A 16,872-nucleotide genomic window follows, 5' to 3' on the forward strand; every position below is an offset into this window, starting at 1 on the left:
CGCGCCTGAACCGACGCGGCCATGATGAAGGGAAGAGGGCCGTGGAACCGATGTCGTTGCTGATCGTCACCTGCGCGCTGTTCGTCGGCTCGCACCTGATCCTGTCGCACCCGCTGCGCGAGCCGCTCGCGGGGCGGATGGGCGAGCGAGCCTTTCAGATCGTCTATTCGCTGGTCGCGATCGCGACGCTGGTCATGGTGGTGCAGGCGTGGCGGTCGATGCCGCCCGAACCGCCGCTCTGGGCGGTCGACGATCCGCTGTGGGCGCTCGCATCGCTGATCGTCCTCGTGGCGAGCATCTTGTTCATGGGATCGCTCGTCGGCAATCCCGCGCTTCCCGCCCCCGGCGCCGCCGCGACCGCGCAAAGGGCGCCGCGCGGCGTCTTTGCGATCACCCGCCATCCGATGATGTGGGGCTTTGCGCTGTGGGCGCTCGCGCATGCGCTCGTCATGCCGACGCCGGCGCAGCTCGTCCTGTCGGCAACGATCGCCTTCCTCGCGCTCGTCGGGGCGGCGGGGCAGGATGTGAAGAAGGCGAAGCAGATGGGCGATGCGTGGCGCCACTGGACGGCGCGGACGAGCTATCTGCCCTTCGCCCGCCAGTTCGGCGGCGCAGCGCCGTGGGGCGACACGATCCCGCGCGGTCACGCGCTGTGGGGCGGGATCGTCCTTTGGCTCGCGGCGACCTGGGCGCATGGCGCGCTCGGCTATATCGCCGCGGGGATCTGGCGCTGGATCTGAGCGCCGCGATGGCCGCCGCCGACGCGCATCTGTCGGATATGGCGCTGCGGCTGCACCACAAACTCGACGTGCTCGCCGAGGCGGTGAACGAGATCAAGGGGCGGGGGTGAGCGTTTCCGCCCTTCAAGATGGATTTGCCAAAGTTCGTGTGTCCCCGCGGAGCCGAAGGCGGCGCGTAGCGCCAACGCGGGGACCCATCACCGGTCGTTTTCCAATGGCGCCGGCAGGAGATGGGCTCCCGCCTTCGCGGGAGCACACGCTATGTCCTACAATATCCTACAGCCGCACCATCCGCATCCCCTGTTCGCCGTAGCGTGGGCCGCTTGTGGCGCCGACGGGTGCCGCCGCCGCGATCGCGGCGAGGTCGTCGGCGTCGAGCGTCAGGTCGGCGGCGGCGACGCTGTCCTCCATCGTCGCGCGGCGCTTGGTGCCGGGGATCGGGACGATGTCGTCGCCCTGCGCGAGCAGCCAGGCGAGCGCGACCTGCGCGTTCGAGACGCCATGCTTTGCCGCGACGTCCGCGATCGCATCGACGATGCGCAGGTTGGCGGCGAAATTCTCGTCCGACCAGCGCGGGTCATTCCGCCGCCAGTCATTCTCGGGCAGCTCGTCGCGGCTGCGCACCGTGCCGGTCAGGAACCCGCGGCCGAGCGGCGAATAGGGGACGAAGCCGATGCCATGTTCGCGGCAGACGGGCAGGATTTCGGCCTCGACCTCGCGCTCCCAGACCGAATATTCGCTCTGCAGCGCGGTGATCGGCGCGGTTTTCGCCGCGCGGCGCAGCGTGTCGGGGCCTGCCTCGGAGAGCGCGATGTGGCGCACCTTGCCCTCCTTGACGAGCTCCATCATCCCGCCCACCGTCTCCTCGATCGGGACGTTCGGGTCGACGCGGTGCTGGTAGAAGAGGTCGATCGTGTCGATGCCGAGCCGCTGGAGCGAGCCTTCGCACGCGCGGCGGGCGTTTTCGGGCGAGCCGTCGACCCCGGTGATCGTCTTGCCTTCGAAGCGGAAGCCGAACTTGGTCGCGATGACGAGGCCCTCGCGCCGGCCCTTGATCGCCTGTCCGAGCAGTTCCTCGTTGCTGAACGGGCCATAGATTTGCGCGGTGTCGAAAAAGGTGACGCCAAGGTCGATCGCGCGGTGGATCGTGCGCGTCGCTTCATCCATGTCGGCGGCTTCGCCATAGAGGATGTTGCCGCCCTTGATCATCGGCATGCAGCCGATGCCGATCGCGGACACTTCAAGGCCGTGGCCGAGGGTGCGATATTTCATGCTCGCTCTCCATGATTGTCGTCGGGGGAGCCGCGCGCCGCGAATTTGGTTGCCGCGACGTCGGCGATGACATTGCCGACTGTACGCCAGATGTCGGGAAAAGTCTCGACCGCAACGAGCAGGCCGAGCGGGCCGACGGGAACACCCATGGCCCCCGCGATCGGGGCGATCGACACGACATAGCTGATCGAGCCCGGCAGGCTGACCGAACTGAGCGCCGAGGCGACCGCGACGAGCAGCCCCATCACGACAGCCCAGATGCCGATATCGACGTGGAACAGCCACGCGATGTAGAGCACGACGGCGAGGTTCATCGCCGTGCTGGTGAAGCGAAACAGCGCGACCGCTAGCGGCAGCACGACGTCGGCCTTCTCCGGATCGACGCCGAGTTCTTCCGATGCCTCGAGCATCGCGGGCAGGCTGGCGAGCGAGCTTTGCGTGCTCACCGCAACCGCGAAGGTCGGGATCATCGCCCGGGCGAAGCGCAGCGGCGACAGGCCGGCGAAAAGAAAGGCGAGCGCGAAGGCGAGGATCACGCAGCAGACGCCGATGCCCGAGACGATCAGCACATAATGGACGAGCCCGCCGAACGCCGCGAGCCCCGCCTTGATCGCGAGCGCATAGCCGAGCGCGAAGACCCCGACGGGCGCGACGGCGAGCACCCAGCCGATGACGACGAGCATGGCGTCGCCCAGCGCCTTGAACAGCCCGGCCAGCGTCGCGCGCTGTTCGGGCGCTATGCGCGTGATCGCAAAGGCGAAGATCGTCGTGAAGACGATCAGCGGCAGCACCGCGGTCTCCGCCGCTGCGGCAATCGGGTTGGTCGGGACGAGGCCGAGGATGAAATCGGCGAAGCCGGGCGATGGCCCGGTCGCGGCTTCACCGCCGAGTCCGTGCCGCAGCGCCGCAGCGGCATCGGCCGACAGCGGGAACAGCCGCAGCAAAAGCGGGGTCATCACGAAGGACATCGCGCCCGAGATCATGATCGCGGCGATGAAGGTCGCGACGGCGCGCGCCGCGAGCCTGCCCGCGCGCGCCGCGTCGGCGGTCGCGGTGATGCCGGTGATGAGCAGCGCGACGATCAGCGGCACGATCGTCATCTTGAGCGCGTTGAGCCAGAGCTGCCCGATCGGCTCGATGATCGGCAGCGCGCGCGCCGCGACGTCGGGCGCGAGCGCTTCGGCGCCAAGCCCCAGCAGCATCCCGGCGATCAACGCCGAGAGAATGATCCATGCCGATTTCAAGCTCAAAGTCCCCCGCCAACTTGCAAAGAAAAAAGCGGTAACCTAGGGCCGGTGGAGACCGACGGGACACCATGCTTCCGCCGAAGGATTAAGTAGCGGAGCGACCATGCGCAAGTTTTTCGGAACCGACGGGATTCGCGGGCTGACCAACAAGGCGCCGATGACCGCCGAGGTCGCGATGCGGGTCGGCATGGCGGCGGGCGCGCATTTTCTGCGCGGCGCGCACAAGCATCGCGTCGTGATCGGCAAGGATACCCGCCTGTCGGGCTATATGATCGAAAATGCACTCGTCGCGGGCTTCACCAGCGTCGGCATGGACGTCGTGCAGGTCGGCCCGATGCCGACCCCGGCGGTGGCGATGCTCGTGCGCTCGATGCGCGCCGACCTCGGCGTGATGATCTCGGCGAGCCACAATCCCTTCGCCGACAATGGCATCAAATTGTTCGGCCCCGACGGCTACAAGCTCTCCGACGCCGACGAGGTGCAGATCGAGGCGTTGCTTGCCGGCGAACCCCGGCTCGCCGAGCCTGCGCAGATCGGCCGCGCCAAGCGGATCGAGGACGCGCGCGGGCGTTATATCCACGCGGTCAAGCAGAGCTTGCCCCAGCATATCCGCCTCGACGGACTGAAGATCGTCGTCGATTGCGCGAACGGCGCCGCCTATAACAGCGCACCGACCGTGTTCTGGGAGCTCGGCGCCGACGTCGTGGCGATCGGCGTGTCGCCGAACGGGCTCAACATCAACGACCAGTGCGGATCGACCGCGCCCGCCTTGCTTCAGGAGACGGTCGTGGCGAGCGGCGCCGACATCGGCATCGCGCTCGACGGCGACGCCGACCGGCTGATCGTCGTCGACGAGGCGGGCGCGATCGTCGACGGCGATCAGATCATGGCGCTGATCGGCGCGAGCTGGGCGCGGCAGGGGCGGCTGACCGGCGGCGGGGTCGTCGCGACGGTGATGTCGAACCTGGGGCTCGAACGCTTCCTCGAAGGCGAAGGGCTGAGGCTCGAGCGCACCAAGGTCGGCGACCGCTATGTTCTCGAGCGGATGCGCGAGGGCGGTTTCAACGTCGGCGGCGAGCAATCGGGGCACATGATCCTGTCGGATCATGCGACGACCGGCGACGGGACGCTCGCGGCGTTGCAGCTGCTCGCCGAACTCGTTACGGGGGGCAAGCCCGCGAGCGAATTGCTTCACCAGTTCGACGCCGTCCCGCAGATTTTGAAGAATGTCCGCTTTGCGGGCGGGAAGCCGCTCGACGATAGCGCGGTGCAGGCGGCGATCGCCGAGGGCGAGGCGACGCTTGCCGGACGCGGGCGGCTCGTGATCCGCGCGTCGGGTACCGAACCGGTCATCCGCGTGATGGCCGAAGGCGACGATGCCGGCGAGGTCGAGCGCGTCGTCGACATGATCTGCGACGCGGTGCGCGTCGCGGCGGGCTGATATATCGAAAGGGCTCCGCCAGAGTGCGGAGCGAAGAAAGGTTTTGACTATGCTGGAAATGCGTCCCGATTGCGAACGGTGCGGCCGCGACCTGCCTGCCGACAAGCACGGCGCCTTCATCTGTTCGTTCGAATGCACCTTCTGCGCCGATTGCGCCGACAAGCTGGAGGAGCGCTGCCCCAATTGTGGCGGCGACCTGCTCGACCGGCCGATGCGTGAAGGCCCGGCGCTGGCGAAATTTCCCGCTTCGACCGAACGGCGCCATCCGGGAGCGCGGGGCTGATCGTGCGGAGGGCGGCATGACCGCGCGCGTTCTCATCATTGCGGGGTCCGACAGCGGCGGCGGCGCCGGGATTCAGGCCGACATCAAGACGGTGACGATGCTCGGCGGCCACGCGATGACCGCGATCGCCGCGATCACCGCGCAGAACACGCTCGGCGTGCAGGGCGTCCATGCGGTGCCGACCGAGATGGTGCTGATGCAGATCGACAGCGTCGTCGCCGATATCGGCGTCGACGCGGTGAAGATCGGCATGATCGGCAGCGCCGAAACCGCGGCGGCGGTCGCCGAGCGGCTGGGACGTCCCGACCTTGCCGGTGCGGCGGTAGTATTCGATCCGGTGATGGTATCGACGAGCGGGTCGACGCTCGCCGATGCGGCGACCGTGCGCGCCTTTCAGGCGTTGATGGCGCGTGCGGCTGTGACGACGCCCAATGCGGGCGAGCTTGCGGCGCTCGGCGGCGAGGAGGCGGTGCTCGCACATGGCTGCGCGCTGCTCGCCAAGGGCGGGCATGGTGAAGGCGACATGGTGGTCGACCGGTTGATCGAACCCGAGGCGGGCGAGGTTGCGCGCTGGGAAGCGCCGCGGATCGACACGCCGCACACCCACGGCACCGGCTGCACGCTCGCGAGCGCCATCGCGACCGGGCTCGCGCAGGGGATGCCGCTCGAACCCGCGGTGGCGCGCGCGCGCGACTTCGTGCGGCTAGCGCTGCTCGATGCGCCGGGGCTGGGCGGGGGGCACGGCCCGATGGGGCAGCAGGCCGTTCGCAACGACGGGCTGTTCACCGGTCCCGCACTCAACCAGATCACACTGCCCGCGGCCGATTATGCCGCGTCGGTCGCCTTCTACAAGCAGCTCGGGTTGACGCAGATCGTCGATAGTCCGGACAATGGCTATGCGCGGTTCGAGGCGGCGAACGGCGTCACCCTCTCGATCCATCTTTCCCCTCCCGCAAGCGGGAAGGGAGAAACGGGAGCCACCACCTATCTCGAAAGCGGTGCGCTCGATGCGTGGGTCGCCTATCTGGCGCGGCGCGGGGTGCGCTTCGACCAGATGCCGAAGGACGAGGATTGGGGCTGGCGCGAGGCGCGGTTGACCGATCCCGACGGTAACCGCTTGTGTCTTTATCAGGCGGGTGAGTATCGGAGGTTTCCGCCGTGGCGGATCTGATCTCCTCTCCCGCTTGCGGGAGGGGCCAGGGGTGGGCGCATCTCGCCCTGGTCCCGGCCCACCCCGCTGCGACTAGCGAGCAAGCTCGCAAGTCTCGCTGCCCCTCCCGCAAGCGGGAGGGGAGGCCATGTTGATCGTCGGCGTCGACGAGGCCGGGCGCGGGCCGCTCGCGGGGCCGGTTGTGGCCGCGGCGGTGATCCTGTGCGAGCGCGGGATCGACGGGCTCGACGATTCCAAGAAGCTCTCCGCAAAGCGACGCGCCGAGCTCGACATCGAGATCAAGGCGCATTGCCGCTGGGGCGTGGGTGAGGCGAGCGTCGCCGAGATCGACGCGATCAACATATTGCAGGCGACCTTCCTCGCGATGACGCGCGCGGTCGAGGCACTGGGGTGCGATCCGCACGAGATACTGGTCGACGGCAACCGCCTGCCGCGCTGGCGCTATCGCGCGCGCGCCATCGTCGGCGGCGATGCGCTGCACCCGTGCATCTCGGCGGCGAGCATCGTCGCCAAACAGCATCGCGATCGCTTCATGGTCGCGGCTGCGCGCGACTTTCCGGGCTTTGGCTGGGAAAGGAACATGGGCTATGCTACGCCCGAGCATCTGACGGCGCTGCGCCTCCACGGCCCGACGCCGCTCCATCGGACCAGCTTTGCACCGGTTGCGCAAAGGTCATTGATCTGATCGAGAAGAGGGGGCGCGATGAGGGACGGATTTACGGCCGACGATGTTGCGGCGCAGACCGGCCGCACCTTCCTGATCACGGGCGCCAATGCGGGCATCGGGTTCGAGGCGGCGCGGGTTCTCGCCGCGCGCGGCGGGCGGGTGATCCTCGCATGCCGCGACGAAAGCCGTGCCACGGCGGCGATCGAGCGCATTCGCGCCGATGTGCCGAAGGCCGAGCTCTCCTTCCGGCGCCTCGACCTCGCCGATCTCGATCAAGTGCGCGAAGCGGCGGCGGCGGTGCTGGCGGGACCGCGGATCGACGTGCTGATCAACAACGCCGGGGTGATGATCCCGCCGCGCAGCTTGACCCGGCAGGGTTATGAGCTGCAGTTCGGGGTCAACCACCTCGGCCACTTCGCCTTCACCGGACTGGTCCATCGGCACGTCGACGACCGGATCGTGGTCACCGGCAGCCTCGCGCATCGCGGCGGTGAGATGGATTACAGCGACCTCGGCGCGGAGCGCGGCTATCATAACTGGTCGCGCTATCAGATGAGCAAGCTCGCCAACATGCTCCATATGTTCGAGCTCGACCGGCGGCTCGGCGCCGCCGGTCGCGCGACGCAGGCGATCGGCTGTCATCCCGGCGTCGCGCTGACCGAGCTGCAGCGGCACCTGCCGATGCCGCTGCGCTATCTGGCGCCGCTCGCCGCGCCCTTCTTCAACAGCGCGGCGCGCGGCGCGTGGCCGACCTTGCACGCCGCGACCGGCGCGCATGTGCAGGGTGGCGACTATGTCGGGCCGCAAGGGCTGGGCGAGGTCACCGGGCGATCGGGACCGGCGCGCACGGCGGGCGTCGCGCGCGATCCGGCGCTGGCGCGCGAGCTTTGGGAGCGCTCGATCGACCTCAGCGGGGTCGATCCGGGGATTTGACCGCGCGCGCCGGCCCGCGCCGAAAAAATTTCCGCGCTGAGTCCTCATCGCCACACCACCAGTGGTTGAGTCTCCGAGTCGCGACCGACTCCATATGTCGTGGCAGACTCCTTTCGTTCTCCTGCCGTTAACCATTTTGTCAGGGCTTGGGCCTAGCGACTCGTGCTTGACGGCGGGTGTCGCCGGACTCATCAGGGCCTTCTTTGGTTAAGAACGAGGGGCAAGCGCATGGGTGTGATGGAGCGGGTCAAGGCGCCGGCGGCGAAGGCACGGACGGCGAAAGCGACCCCGGCGGACCTGCCGCTCGACCGCATATTGCAGGGCGATTGCATCGAGATGATGCGCTCGCTGCCCGCGGCGTCGGTCGACATGATCTTCGCCGATCCGCCCTATAATCTCCAGCTCGGCGGCGATCTCCTCCGCCCCGACGGCAGCCAGGTCGACGCGGTCGACGATGATTGGGACAAGTTCGACAGCCTTGCCGCCTACGACCGCTTCACCCATGCCTGGCTCGCCGAGGCGCGCCGCATCCTCAAACCCAACGGCAGCATCTGGGTGATCGGAAGCTATCACAATATCTTCCGCGTCGGAGCGGCATTGCAGGATCAGGGCTATTGGATCCTCAACGATGTCGTGTGGCGCAAGGCGAACCCGATGCCCAATTTCAAGGGCACGCGCTTTACCAACGCGCACGAAACGCTGATCTGGGCGTCGATGGGCGAAAAAGCGCGCTATACGTTCAACTATCGCGTGATGAAGACGCTGAACGACGAGTTGCAGATGCGCAGCGACTGGCTGATCCCGATCTGCGGCGGGCCGGAGCGGCTGAAGAAGGGCGGGCACAAGGTGCATCCGACACAGAAGCCCGAGGCTTTGCTCTATCGCGTGCTGCTCGCCTGCTCGAACCCCGGCGACGTGATCCTCGATCCCTTTTTCGGCACCGGCACGACCGGCGCGGTCGCGAAGCGGCTGGGGCGCCATTATATCGGGATCGAGCGCGAGGACGATTACATCGCGGCGGCGAAAGAACGCATCGAGATGGCGCTGCCGCTCGACGAGAGCACGGTGAAGACGATGATGGCGCCCAAGGCGGCGACGCGCGTTGCTTTCGGCACGCTCGTCGAATGCGGGATGATCGCGCCGGGGTCGCGGCTCACCGACGCGAAGCGCCGCTGGCAGGCGGTGGTGCGCGTCGACGGCAGCCTCGAATGCGAAGGCCAACCGGCAGGCTCGATCCACAAGGTCGGCGCGGGCGTGCAGGGCGCGCCGAGCTGCAACGGCTGGACCTTCTGGCACATAGACGACGGCAGGCAATTGCGCGTGATCGACGCGGTGCGGCAGGACTGGCTGCTCGCGAACGAGGCGTAGGGATATTCGACAAGTGTTGGACAACAGAGCCGCGTGTCCCCGCGAAGGCGGGGACCCATCTCCGGTCGGTTCCAGATGGCGCCGGCGGGAGATGGGCTCCCGCGTTGGTGCTACGCGCCGCCTTCGGCTCCGCGGGAGCGCACGGCTTTTATTCGGCGGAAGGGCGTAGCGAAAACCGATGTTCCAGCCACTCATCAAGGCCGACCTCGGCAAAGCGTCTTCCGATGCCCGCGTCTATCTGCGCCCCGCCTGCCTCCTCGACCGGCCGCACGAGTTCGACGACGCCTGCTTGCGCATTGCGGATACGATGCTGTGGTTCGCCGCGTGGCACGTCAGCGTGCGTGACAAGGACGCGGTGAAATCGGCGATCGTTCTGGTTCCCGAACTCGACGACTGGATCGCGGCGATGCCCGATGCGCTGGCCGAAGCCGCGGCCGCGCAGCGCGCCGCGACGCAGCGGCCGCGCGGGACGCTGCAGCTCGGCGAGCGGACGATCCGCCTCAGCGAACCGCAGCTGATGGGCATTTTGAACGTCACCCCCGACAGCTTCTCCGACGGCGGCAAGCATGTCGACCAAGCGGCGGCGATCGACGCGGGCTTTGCGATGGGCATGGCGGGCGCGGCGATCGTCGATGTCGGCGGCGAATCGACACGCCCCGGCGCGCCGCTGATCTGGGAAGGCGATGAAATCCAGCGCGTCGAAGGCGTCGTCGCGGCGCTTGCGAAGGGCGGGGTTGCGGTGTCGATCGACACGCGCAAGGCCGCGGTGATGGAGGCGGCGCTCGCCGCCGGCGCGGCAATCGTCAACGATATTTCGGCGCTGCGCTACGACGAGCGCGCGATCGAGGTCGTCGCAAATGCGGGCTGCCCGGTGGTCCTGATGCACGCCCCCTCGGCGAAGAGCGACCCGCACGAGGGAGGCAGCTATGCGCACATCCTCTTCGACGTCTACGACATGCTCGCCGAGCGGATTGCGGCGTGCTCGGCGGCGGGGATTGCGCGCGAGCGGATCATCGTCGATCCGGGCATCGGCTTCGGCAAAGGGGTCGCCGACAATCTCGCGCTGGTGAACGGCCTTGCGCTCTTCCATACGCTCGGCTGCCCGGTTCTGGTCGGCGCGAGCCGCAAGCGGATGATCGGCGCGCTCGACAATGAGGCCGCGGCCGATGCGCGGCTCGGCGGCTCGATCGCGCTCCACTACCAGGCAGCGGGGCAGGGGGCACAGCTCTTGCGCGTCCACGATGTTGCCGAGACGCGGCAGGCGCTGCGGATCTGGCGCGGCCTGCGCGACGCGGCGCTGACGGCCTGAGCGCGCTCAGGCTGCGGTGTCGATGCCGAGTTCGCCGAGCTTGCGATAGAGCGTCGAGCGCCCGATGCCCAGACGGCGCGCCACCTCGCTCATCCGGCCGCGATAGTGGCCGATGGCGAGGCGGATGACGTCGGCTTCGATCTCCTCGAGCGGGCGCAGATTGCCGTCGGGAAGATAGAGGGTGACGCCGATCGCTTCGCCGTTGATCGCGATCTCGCCGTCATTGTTCGCCGTTCCGCCGCCCAGCGCCGCCTCGATCGCCGAAAAATCGGCTGCGGTGAGGACGTCGGTCTTGCTCTCGACCGCGGCGCGGAACAACACGTCCTGTAGCTGCCGGACATTGCCCGGCCATGCATAGGAGACGAGCAGGCGCAGTGCATCGTCGGTGATGCCGATCTGTCCCATGCCCGGCAATCCGCTGATGCGGGTAAGCAGGTGGCGCGTGAGCGGCCCGATGTCGCCGCGGCGTTCGCTGAGCGAGGGCAGCGTCAGCTGCGCCGTCGTCAGCGCATAATAGAGATCCTCGCGGAAATGCCCGGCCTCGATCAGCTTGTCGAGCGGGCTCGCGCTGGTCGAGATGATCCGGACGTCGACATTCTGCCGGATGCTGCCGCCGATCATCTGGACTTCGCCGGTGCTCAGAAATTCGACGAGCCTGGCCTGCGTTTCGAGCGGGATGCACTCGATATGGTCGATGATGATGCTGCCGCCGTCGGCCTGCACCAGCCGGCCGATCTGGCGATCGAAGGCGCCGGGAAAGGCGCCGCGCTCGTGCCCGAACAGTCCCGATCCGATCAGCCCCGGCGACACCGCCGAACAATCGACCATCACCAGCGCGCCGCGCGACCGCGGGCTGGCGCTATGGATCGCGCGCGCAAAAACCTCTTTGCCGGCGCCGGGCTTGCCGTTGATCATCACCGGGATGCGCGCGCGCGCCGCCTTCGCGGCGATCGCGAGCGCGGTACGGAAATTGGGTGAGGAGCCGATGATTTCCTCGAAACCGAGCGGCGCGCGGAGCTTTTCGGTCAGCGGCCGGAGCTCGCCCTGCGGACCGCCGGAGCCGGTAACGCGGTCGAGCGCTTCGAGCAGCCGGTCGGGTGCGATCGGCTTCTGGACGAAATCGCTCGCCCCCGCGCGCATCGCGGCGACCGCCATTTCGACTCCGTTGCGCATCGTGATGACGACCAGCGGCAGCGCGGGGCGCCAGCGTCGCAGTTCGGCGACGAATTCGGGGATCGGGATGCCGGGCGCGCCCTGATCGACGATCACTGCGTCGAGCGCCATGCCGTCCTGCGTTCCCAGTCTGGCGAGCGCGGTGTCGGTATCGGCCGCGATCACGCTGCGCCAGCCGCCACGCGAGGCGAGCGCCGAAAGAAAGCGCTGTTGCGCCGGTTCGCTGTCGACGATCATCAGCATTCGTGTGTCGCGGTTGGTCGCCATCGTTCCCGATTCTTCCCTTTGTTCCAGTCCAATATGCCATTGTTCCGCGTTGGGACAGTGACCTACGCCACAGGGGGTAAAGGGGCGATTAAGGCCGCACGACATTTGCGGCCCCGAAGCGCCGCGACACGCGGCCCCTTGAGCATCGCGGGAGGCGTGGCTAAGACCGGCGCGAATCCGGATTTTCGGCCCGCGCGCGCGGCCGGGCAAAGCTATGTAGGGGAAGAGCGATGGCGGAACAGGAAATGAAGACGGCGAACGAAACCTATGCGGGTTTTCTGAGCCTGCTCAAGACGGGCACGATCCTGACCGTGATCGTTGCGGCCTTCGTCGTCCTCCTGATCGCGTCCTGACGCGACCGGCATGCGCATCGCCGTATTGAAAGAGCTCGCCCCGGGCGAGACTCGTGTCGCCGCGACCCCCGAAACCGTGAAGAAATTCATCGGGCTGGGCGCCGAAGTTGCCGTTGAATCGGGAGCAGGCAACCATGCCTCGATTGCCGACGCCGATTATAGCGCCGCGGGCGCAAAGGTCGGCAGCCGCGCCGACACGCTGAAGGGCGCGAACATCATCCTCGGCGTGCAGGGGCCCGATCCCGAGAGCCTGTCGGGCTTTGCCGACGGGGCATGGCTGGCGGCGGGGCTCAACCCGTTCGGGGAGCGCGCGCGCGTCGATGCCTATGCCCAGTTGGGGATCGAGGCGCTGGCGATGGAATTCATGCCGCGCATCACGCGTGCGCAGTCGATGGATATCCTCTCGAGTCAGGCGAATCTAGCGGGCTACAAGGCGGTGCTGATGGCGGCGAACGCCTATGGCCGTGCCTTTCCGATGATGATGACCGCCGCCGGCACGGTGAGCGCCGCCAAGGCGTTCGTGATGGGCGTCGGCGTCGCCGGGCTGCAGGCGATCGCGACCGCGAAGCGCCTCGGCGCGCAGGTCAGCGCGACCGACGTGCGCTCGGCGACCAAGGAGCAGATTCTCAGCCTCGGCGCCAAGCCGATCTTCGTCGAAAGCGTCGCGGGGATCGAGGGCGAGGGCGCGGGCGGCTATGCCACCGAAATGTCCGACGAATATAAGGCGGCGCAGGCCGAACTTGTGTCGTCGCATATCGCGAAACAGGACATCGTCATCACCACCGCGCTGATCCCGGGCCGCCCCGCGCCGCGGCTGATCTCGGATGCGCAGCTCGCGACGATGCGCGCGGGCAGCGTGATCGTCGACATGGCGGCCGAAAGCGGCGGCAATGTCGAAGGTTCGGCGCCGGGCGAAACGAAGAAGATCCACGGCGTCACGGTGATCGGTGCGCAGAATATCGCGGCGCTGATGCCCGCCGACACGAGCGCATTGTTCAGCCGCAACCTGTTCAATTTCCTCTCGGCTTTCTGGGACAAGGAGGCGGGCAAGCCCGTGCTGGACGAGGAGATCGGCAATGCTGTGCGGCTGACGCAGGGCGGCAAGGTCGTCAACGAGCGGTTGCTCGGCTGACGCGGCCGACTTTCTGCTGAAACTTTCGCGCCCCACTGCGCGTTCGCGGGAGGGACGGAGGCGAGCTTCTGATATGCTCGCCCGTCCTCCGGCGGGATTTCGAACGAGGAGAGCATGAGCGTGAACAGGCAGCTTCTATGCGCGGCCGCCGTGGCGGCGATCACCCTGACGGGATGCGACAAGACCCCCGAGCCGCCGGCGACCGAGACGATGAAGATCGACGGCGGCGCGGTGGCCGGAACCACCGATGCGTCGCACAATATCATCGAAAATCTGATGGCGATGCCCAATGAAAAAACGCTGGTTTCGGCAGTAACCGCGGCGGGGCTCGCCGAAATGCTGTCGGGCGACGGGCCATACACCGTCTTCGCGCCGAGCGACGCAGCGTTTCAGCAGGTTCCGGTGGTCACGCGCAACGGCTGGATGCGCCCCGCGCAAAAGGATGTGCTCGCCGGCGTGCTCAAATATCATGTCGTCCCGGGCAAGCTGGCGGCGGCCGACCTTGCGGCGAAGATTGAGCAGGGCGCCGGCAAGGCGGTGCTGACCACCGTCGACGGGCAGGAACTGACCGCCTCGATGAACGGCGACAAGATATTGCTCACCGCGGCAAGCGGTAACAAGGCGACCGTGACCGCCAGCGATCTCGACCAGTCGAATGGCGTCGTGCATGTCGTCGATGCGGTGCTGTTGCCCAAGACGTAGAGCCTCCGTGCTGCCGTGAAATTTTATGTCGCTAAACGCCGGTATTTTTGGCGATAATGCCTCGCGGGCGCGACTTTTCGACCGCTTAGGAGTCGACAGCCCCGCTCCCGGGCTGCAATAGGGGCGCGCACGGAATCAACAGGGGAGTATGCCGTGGATTTCATCGCCATCTTTTCGATCTTCGTCCTCGCCTGTTTCGTCGGCTATTTCGTCGTCTGGTCGGTGACCCCGGCGCTGCACACGCCGCTGATGAGCGTGACGAACGCGATTTCGTCGGTGATCATCGTCGGCGCGCTGATCGCGAGCGCCGCCGCGGGCTCGCCGCTGTCGAAATGGCTGGGCCTCGCGGCCGTCGTCATGGCGAGCGTCAACATCTTCGGCGGCTTCGCGGTCACCGAACGCATGCTCGCAATGTACAAGAAAAAAGAGCGCTAACAGTCGGAAATCAATCGTCACCCCGGCGAAGGCCGGGGTCTCCACGTCAAGGCCTGACGCAATGATGAGATACCGGCTTTCGCCGGGATGACGGCAGGGGGACAAGCCTTATCATGCACGAAGTCGCACCGATCAATCCCTGGGTGGCACTGGCCTATCTGGTTGCCGGGGTCTGTTTCATCCTCGCGCTGCGCGGCCTGTCGTCGCCCGCCTCCTCGCGGCGCGGCAACCGCTTCGGCATGGCGGGCATGACGATTGCGGTCGTCACCACCCTGTTGACGCACGAACTCGCCAACCCGGTCGAGGTGATCGGCGCGATCGCGATCGGTGCGGTGATTGGCCTCGTGATGGCGCGGCGGATCGCGATGACCGCGATGCCGCAGCTCGTCGCCGCCTTCCATAGTCTCGTCGGCCTCGCCGCGGTCGCGGTGGCCGCGGCGGCCTATCTCAATCCCGGTGCCTTCGGCATCGCCGATGCCACCGGGCAGATTTTCACCGTCAGCCGCATCGAAATGGGGCTCGGCGTCGCAATCGGCGCGATCACCTTTTCGGGGTCGGTCATCGCCTTCCTGAAGCTCAACGGCAATATGTCGGGCGCGCCGATCATCCTGCCGCTGCGCCACGTCATCAATCTCGGCACGCTCGCGGCGATCCTCGGGCTCATCGGCTATTTCCTGACCGACCAGTCGCCCGCGGTGTTCTGGACGATCACCGCGCTGAGCTTCCTGATCGGTTTCCTGCTGATCATCCCGATCGGCGGCGCCGACATGCCGGTCGTCGTGTCGATGCTCAACAGCTATTCGGGCTGGGCCGCCGCCGCGATGGGCTTTACGCTGCATAACAGCGCGATGATCATCACCGGCGCGCTCGTGGGCTCGTCGGGTGCGATCCTGTCCTACATCATGTGCCGCGCGATGAACCGCAGCTTCATCAGCGTCATCGCCGGCGGCTTCGGCGCCGATGCGGCGGCAGCGGGCGGCGCGGCGAAGGAGCAAAGGCCGTGGAAACCCGGCAGCGCCGAGGATGCGGCCTTCCTGATGAGCCAGGCCGACAATGTCATCATCGTTCCCGGCTATGGCATGGCGGTTGCGCAGGCGCAGCACGCGCTGCGCGAAATGGCCGACATGCTCAAGAAGGAGGGCGTGAACGTCAAATATGCGATCCACCCGGTCGCGGGCCGTATGCCCGGCCATATGAACGTGCTGCTCGCCGAAGCGAACGTCCCCTATGACGAGGTGTTCGAGCTGGAAGACATCAACAACGAATTCGCGCAATGCGACGTCGCCTTCGTCATCGGCGCCAACGACGTGACCAACCCGGCGGCCAAGACCGACAAGACGTCGCCCATCTATGGCATGCCCGTCCTCGACGTCGAAAAGGCGAAGACGGTGCTGTTCGTGAAGCGCTCGATGGGCGGCGTCGGCTATGCCGGGGTCGACAACGACGTCTTCTACATGGATCAGACGATGATGCTGCTCGGCGACGCCAAGAAAATGGCCGACGATATCGTCAAGGCGCTCGGCGAGGGGCACTAGTTTTTCCGTCGCCCCCGCGAAGGCGGGGGGCCGCCATCGCCCTTGCGCAGGATTGCTTGCGGCCCCCGCCTTCGCGGGGGCGACGATAATTTTGAGGGATAGTTTCATCATATGCGCAAGATCGGTTTGATCGGGGGAATGAGCTGGGCATCGACCGAGCTCTATTACCGCCATCTCAACAAGGGCGTGCAAAAGCGCGTCGGGACAGGTTGTTCGGCGCCGATCCTGCTCGAAAGCCTCAACTATTGCGAGCTGTCGCGGCTGACCACCGAAGAGCAATGGGCACATGCCAGGGACGTCCTCATCGAATCGGCAAAGCGGCTCGAAGACGGCGGCGCGACCGCATTGATGATTGCCGCCAATTCGATGCACCGTGTCGCCGAGGATGTGGCGGCCGCGATCTCGATTCCGATCCTCCATATCGTCGACGAGACGGGCGAGAGGCTGCACGCCGACGGGGTGAAGGCGGCCGCGGTGATCGGCACACGCAACGTGATGACCGAACCATGGTTCCGCCAGCGGCTGGTGCGTCATGGCCTGACGCTCGCGCCCTATGACGGCGAGCGCGTCGAAGAGATCGACCGGATCATCTATGACGAGCTGATGCAGGGCAAGGTGAGCGAAGGTTCGCGCCGCACGATGCGCACCTTCATCACCGACATCGCGAAACAGGATATTCAGGCGCTCGTCCTCGCCTGCACCGAACTCGTGATGCTCGTCGATCCCGACGCGAACGTCCTGCCGATCTACGACACGACGCGCATCCACGTCGCCGCGGGGGTCGACTGGATATTGGGCGACGCGCCCTAGAGTGATTTCGAGTGAAATGGAACATTTCACGGCT

Annotated in this window: 17 protein-coding genes; 14 read left to right on the plus strand and 3 right to left on the minus strand. The window is 66.9% G+C overall.

What is annotated here, in order from left to right; translation table 11 throughout:
• Positions 1-41 precede the first annotated feature (41 nt).
• The gene (locus KNJ79_RS10130; protein ID WP_317150971.1) at positions 42-740 is read left to right on the plus strand and encodes an NnrU family protein; all 699 of its coding nucleotides are present in this window, start codon (positions 42-44) and stop codon (positions 738-740) included.
• A 276-nt stretch (positions 741-1,016) separates the two neighbouring features.
• Here the strand turns inward: KNJ79_RS10130 and KNJ79_RS10135 are convergent, their stop codons facing one another.
• Together KNJ79_RS10135 and KNJ79_RS10140 are read right to left on the minus strand one after the other, a co-directional pair.
• Positions 1,017-2,012: an aldo/keto reductase gene (locus KNJ79_RS10135; RefSeq protein WP_317150972.1), complete on the minus strand. Its 996-nt coding sequence runs from the start codon at positions 2,010-2,012 to the stop codon at positions 1,017-1,019.
• Positions 2,009-3,256 carry a dicarboxylate/amino acid:cation symporter gene (locus KNJ79_RS10140; protein ID WP_317150973.1) on the minus strand — a complete coding sequence of 416 codons (1,248 nt, stop codon included), beginning with the start codon at positions 3,254-3,256 and terminating at the stop codon, positions 2,009-2,011. The genes KNJ79_RS10135 and KNJ79_RS10140 overlap by 4 nt, the downstream gene beginning before the upstream one ends.
• A 106-nt stretch (positions 3,257-3,362) precedes the next feature.
• Here KNJ79_RS10140 and glmM point away from each other — a divergent pair, with 106 nt between their 5' ends.
• The 7 genes from glmM (at position 3,363) to folP (ending at position 10,431) form a co-directional block, all read left to right on the plus strand.
• Positions 3,363-4,700, plus strand: coding sequence for a phosphoglucosamine mutase (gene glmM, locus KNJ79_RS10145; RefSeq protein ID WP_317150974.1), 1,338 nt, complete (start codon positions 3,363-3,365; stop codon positions 4,698-4,700).
• A 49-nt stretch (positions 4,701-4,749) separates the two neighbouring features.
• Positions 4,750-4,983, plus strand: a complete 234-nt coding sequence (locus KNJ79_RS10150; protein WP_089214478.1) for a DUF1272 domain-containing protein — start codon at positions 4,750-4,752, stop codon at positions 4,981-4,983.
• Between the two features lie 16 nt (positions 4,984-4,999).
• Positions 5,000-6,154: a bifunctional hydroxymethylpyrimidine kinase/phosphomethylpyrimidine kinase gene (gene thiD / locus KNJ79_RS10155; RefSeq protein WP_317150975.1), complete on the plus strand. Its 1,155-nt coding sequence runs from the start codon at positions 5,000-5,002 to the stop codon at positions 6,152-6,154.
• A gap of 127 nt (positions 6,155-6,281) precedes the next feature.
• Positions 6,282-6,839: a ribonuclease HII gene (locus tag KNJ79_RS10160; protein WP_317150976.1), complete on the plus strand. Its 558-nt coding sequence runs from the start codon at positions 6,282-6,284 to the stop codon at positions 6,837-6,839.
• 18 nt (positions 6,840-6,857) lie between these two features.
• A complete protein-coding gene (locus KNJ79_RS10165; protein ID WP_317150977.1) occupies positions 6,858-7,754 on the plus strand; it encodes an oxidoreductase in 897 nt (298 codons plus the stop codon).
• Between the two features lie 228 nt (positions 7,755-7,982).
• The gene (locus KNJ79_RS10170) at positions 7,983-9,122 is read left to right on the plus strand and encodes a site-specific DNA-methyltransferase (protein WP_317150978.1); all 1,140 of its coding nucleotides are present in this window, start codon (positions 7,983-7,985) and stop codon (positions 9,120-9,122) included.
• 178 nt (positions 9,123-9,300) lie between these two features.
• Positions 9,301-10,431: a dihydropteroate synthase gene (folP, locus tag KNJ79_RS10175; protein ID WP_317150979.1), complete on the plus strand. Its 1,131-nt coding sequence runs from the start codon at positions 9,301-9,303 to the stop codon at positions 10,429-10,431.
• A gap of 6 nt (positions 10,432-10,437) precedes the next feature.
• Here folP and KNJ79_RS10180 read toward each other — a convergent pair whose 3' ends face one another.
• On the minus strand, positions 10,438-11,871 hold the full coding sequence (locus KNJ79_RS10180; RefSeq protein WP_089214484.1) for a sigma-54-dependent transcriptional regulator: 1,434 nt from the start codon (positions 11,869-11,871) through the stop codon (positions 10,438-10,440).
• A 230-nt stretch (positions 11,872-12,101) separates the two neighbouring features.
• Here KNJ79_RS10180 and KNJ79_RS10185 point away from each other — a divergent pair, with 230 nt between their 5' ends.
• The 6 genes from KNJ79_RS10185 to KNJ79_RS10210 all read left to right on the plus strand — a co-directional run bounded on the left by KNJ79_RS10185 (position 12,102) and on the right by KNJ79_RS10210 (position 16,838).
• A complete protein-coding gene (locus tag KNJ79_RS10185) occupies positions 12,102-12,224 on the plus strand; it encodes an aa3-type cytochrome c oxidase subunit IV (protein WP_089214485.1) in 123 nt (40 codons plus the stop codon).
• A 10-nt stretch (positions 12,225-12,234) separates the two neighbouring features.
• Positions 12,235-13,356 carry an NAD(P) transhydrogenase subunit alpha gene (locus KNJ79_RS10190; RefSeq protein WP_317150980.1) on the plus strand — a complete coding sequence of 374 codons (1,122 nt, stop codon included), beginning with the start codon at positions 12,235-12,237 and terminating at the stop codon, positions 13,354-13,356.
• Positions 13,357-13,470: 114 nt separating this feature from the next.
• Positions 13,471-14,058, plus strand: a complete 588-nt coding sequence (locus tag KNJ79_RS10195; protein ID WP_317150981.1) for a fasciclin domain-containing protein — start codon at positions 13,471-13,473, stop codon at positions 14,056-14,058.
• A 153-nt stretch (positions 14,059-14,211) separates the two neighbouring features.
• Entirely contained in the window at positions 14,212-14,493 is a 282-nt protein-coding gene (locus KNJ79_RS10200) for an NAD(P) transhydrogenase subunit alpha (RefSeq protein WP_053554080.1), read from the plus strand.
• A gap of 113 nt (positions 14,494-14,606) precedes the next feature.
• A complete protein-coding gene (locus tag KNJ79_RS10205) occupies positions 14,607-16,028 on the plus strand; it encodes an NAD(P)(+) transhydrogenase (Re/Si-specific) subunit beta (RefSeq protein WP_089214488.1) in 1,422 nt (473 codons plus the stop codon).
• 111 nt (positions 16,029-16,139) lie between these two features.
• Positions 16,140-16,838 carry an aspartate/glutamate racemase family protein gene (locus tag KNJ79_RS10210; protein ID WP_089214489.1) on the plus strand — a complete coding sequence of 233 codons (699 nt, stop codon included), beginning with the start codon at positions 16,140-16,142 and terminating at the stop codon, positions 16,836-16,838.
• Positions 16,839-16,872 lie beyond the last annotated feature (34 nt).

It is taken from the genome of Sphingopyxis indica (genome assembly GCF_032879645.1).
GTDB classification, from domain to species: domain Bacteria; phylum Pseudomonadota; class Alphaproteobacteria; order Sphingomonadales; family Sphingomonadaceae; genus Sphingopyxis; species Sphingopyxis indica.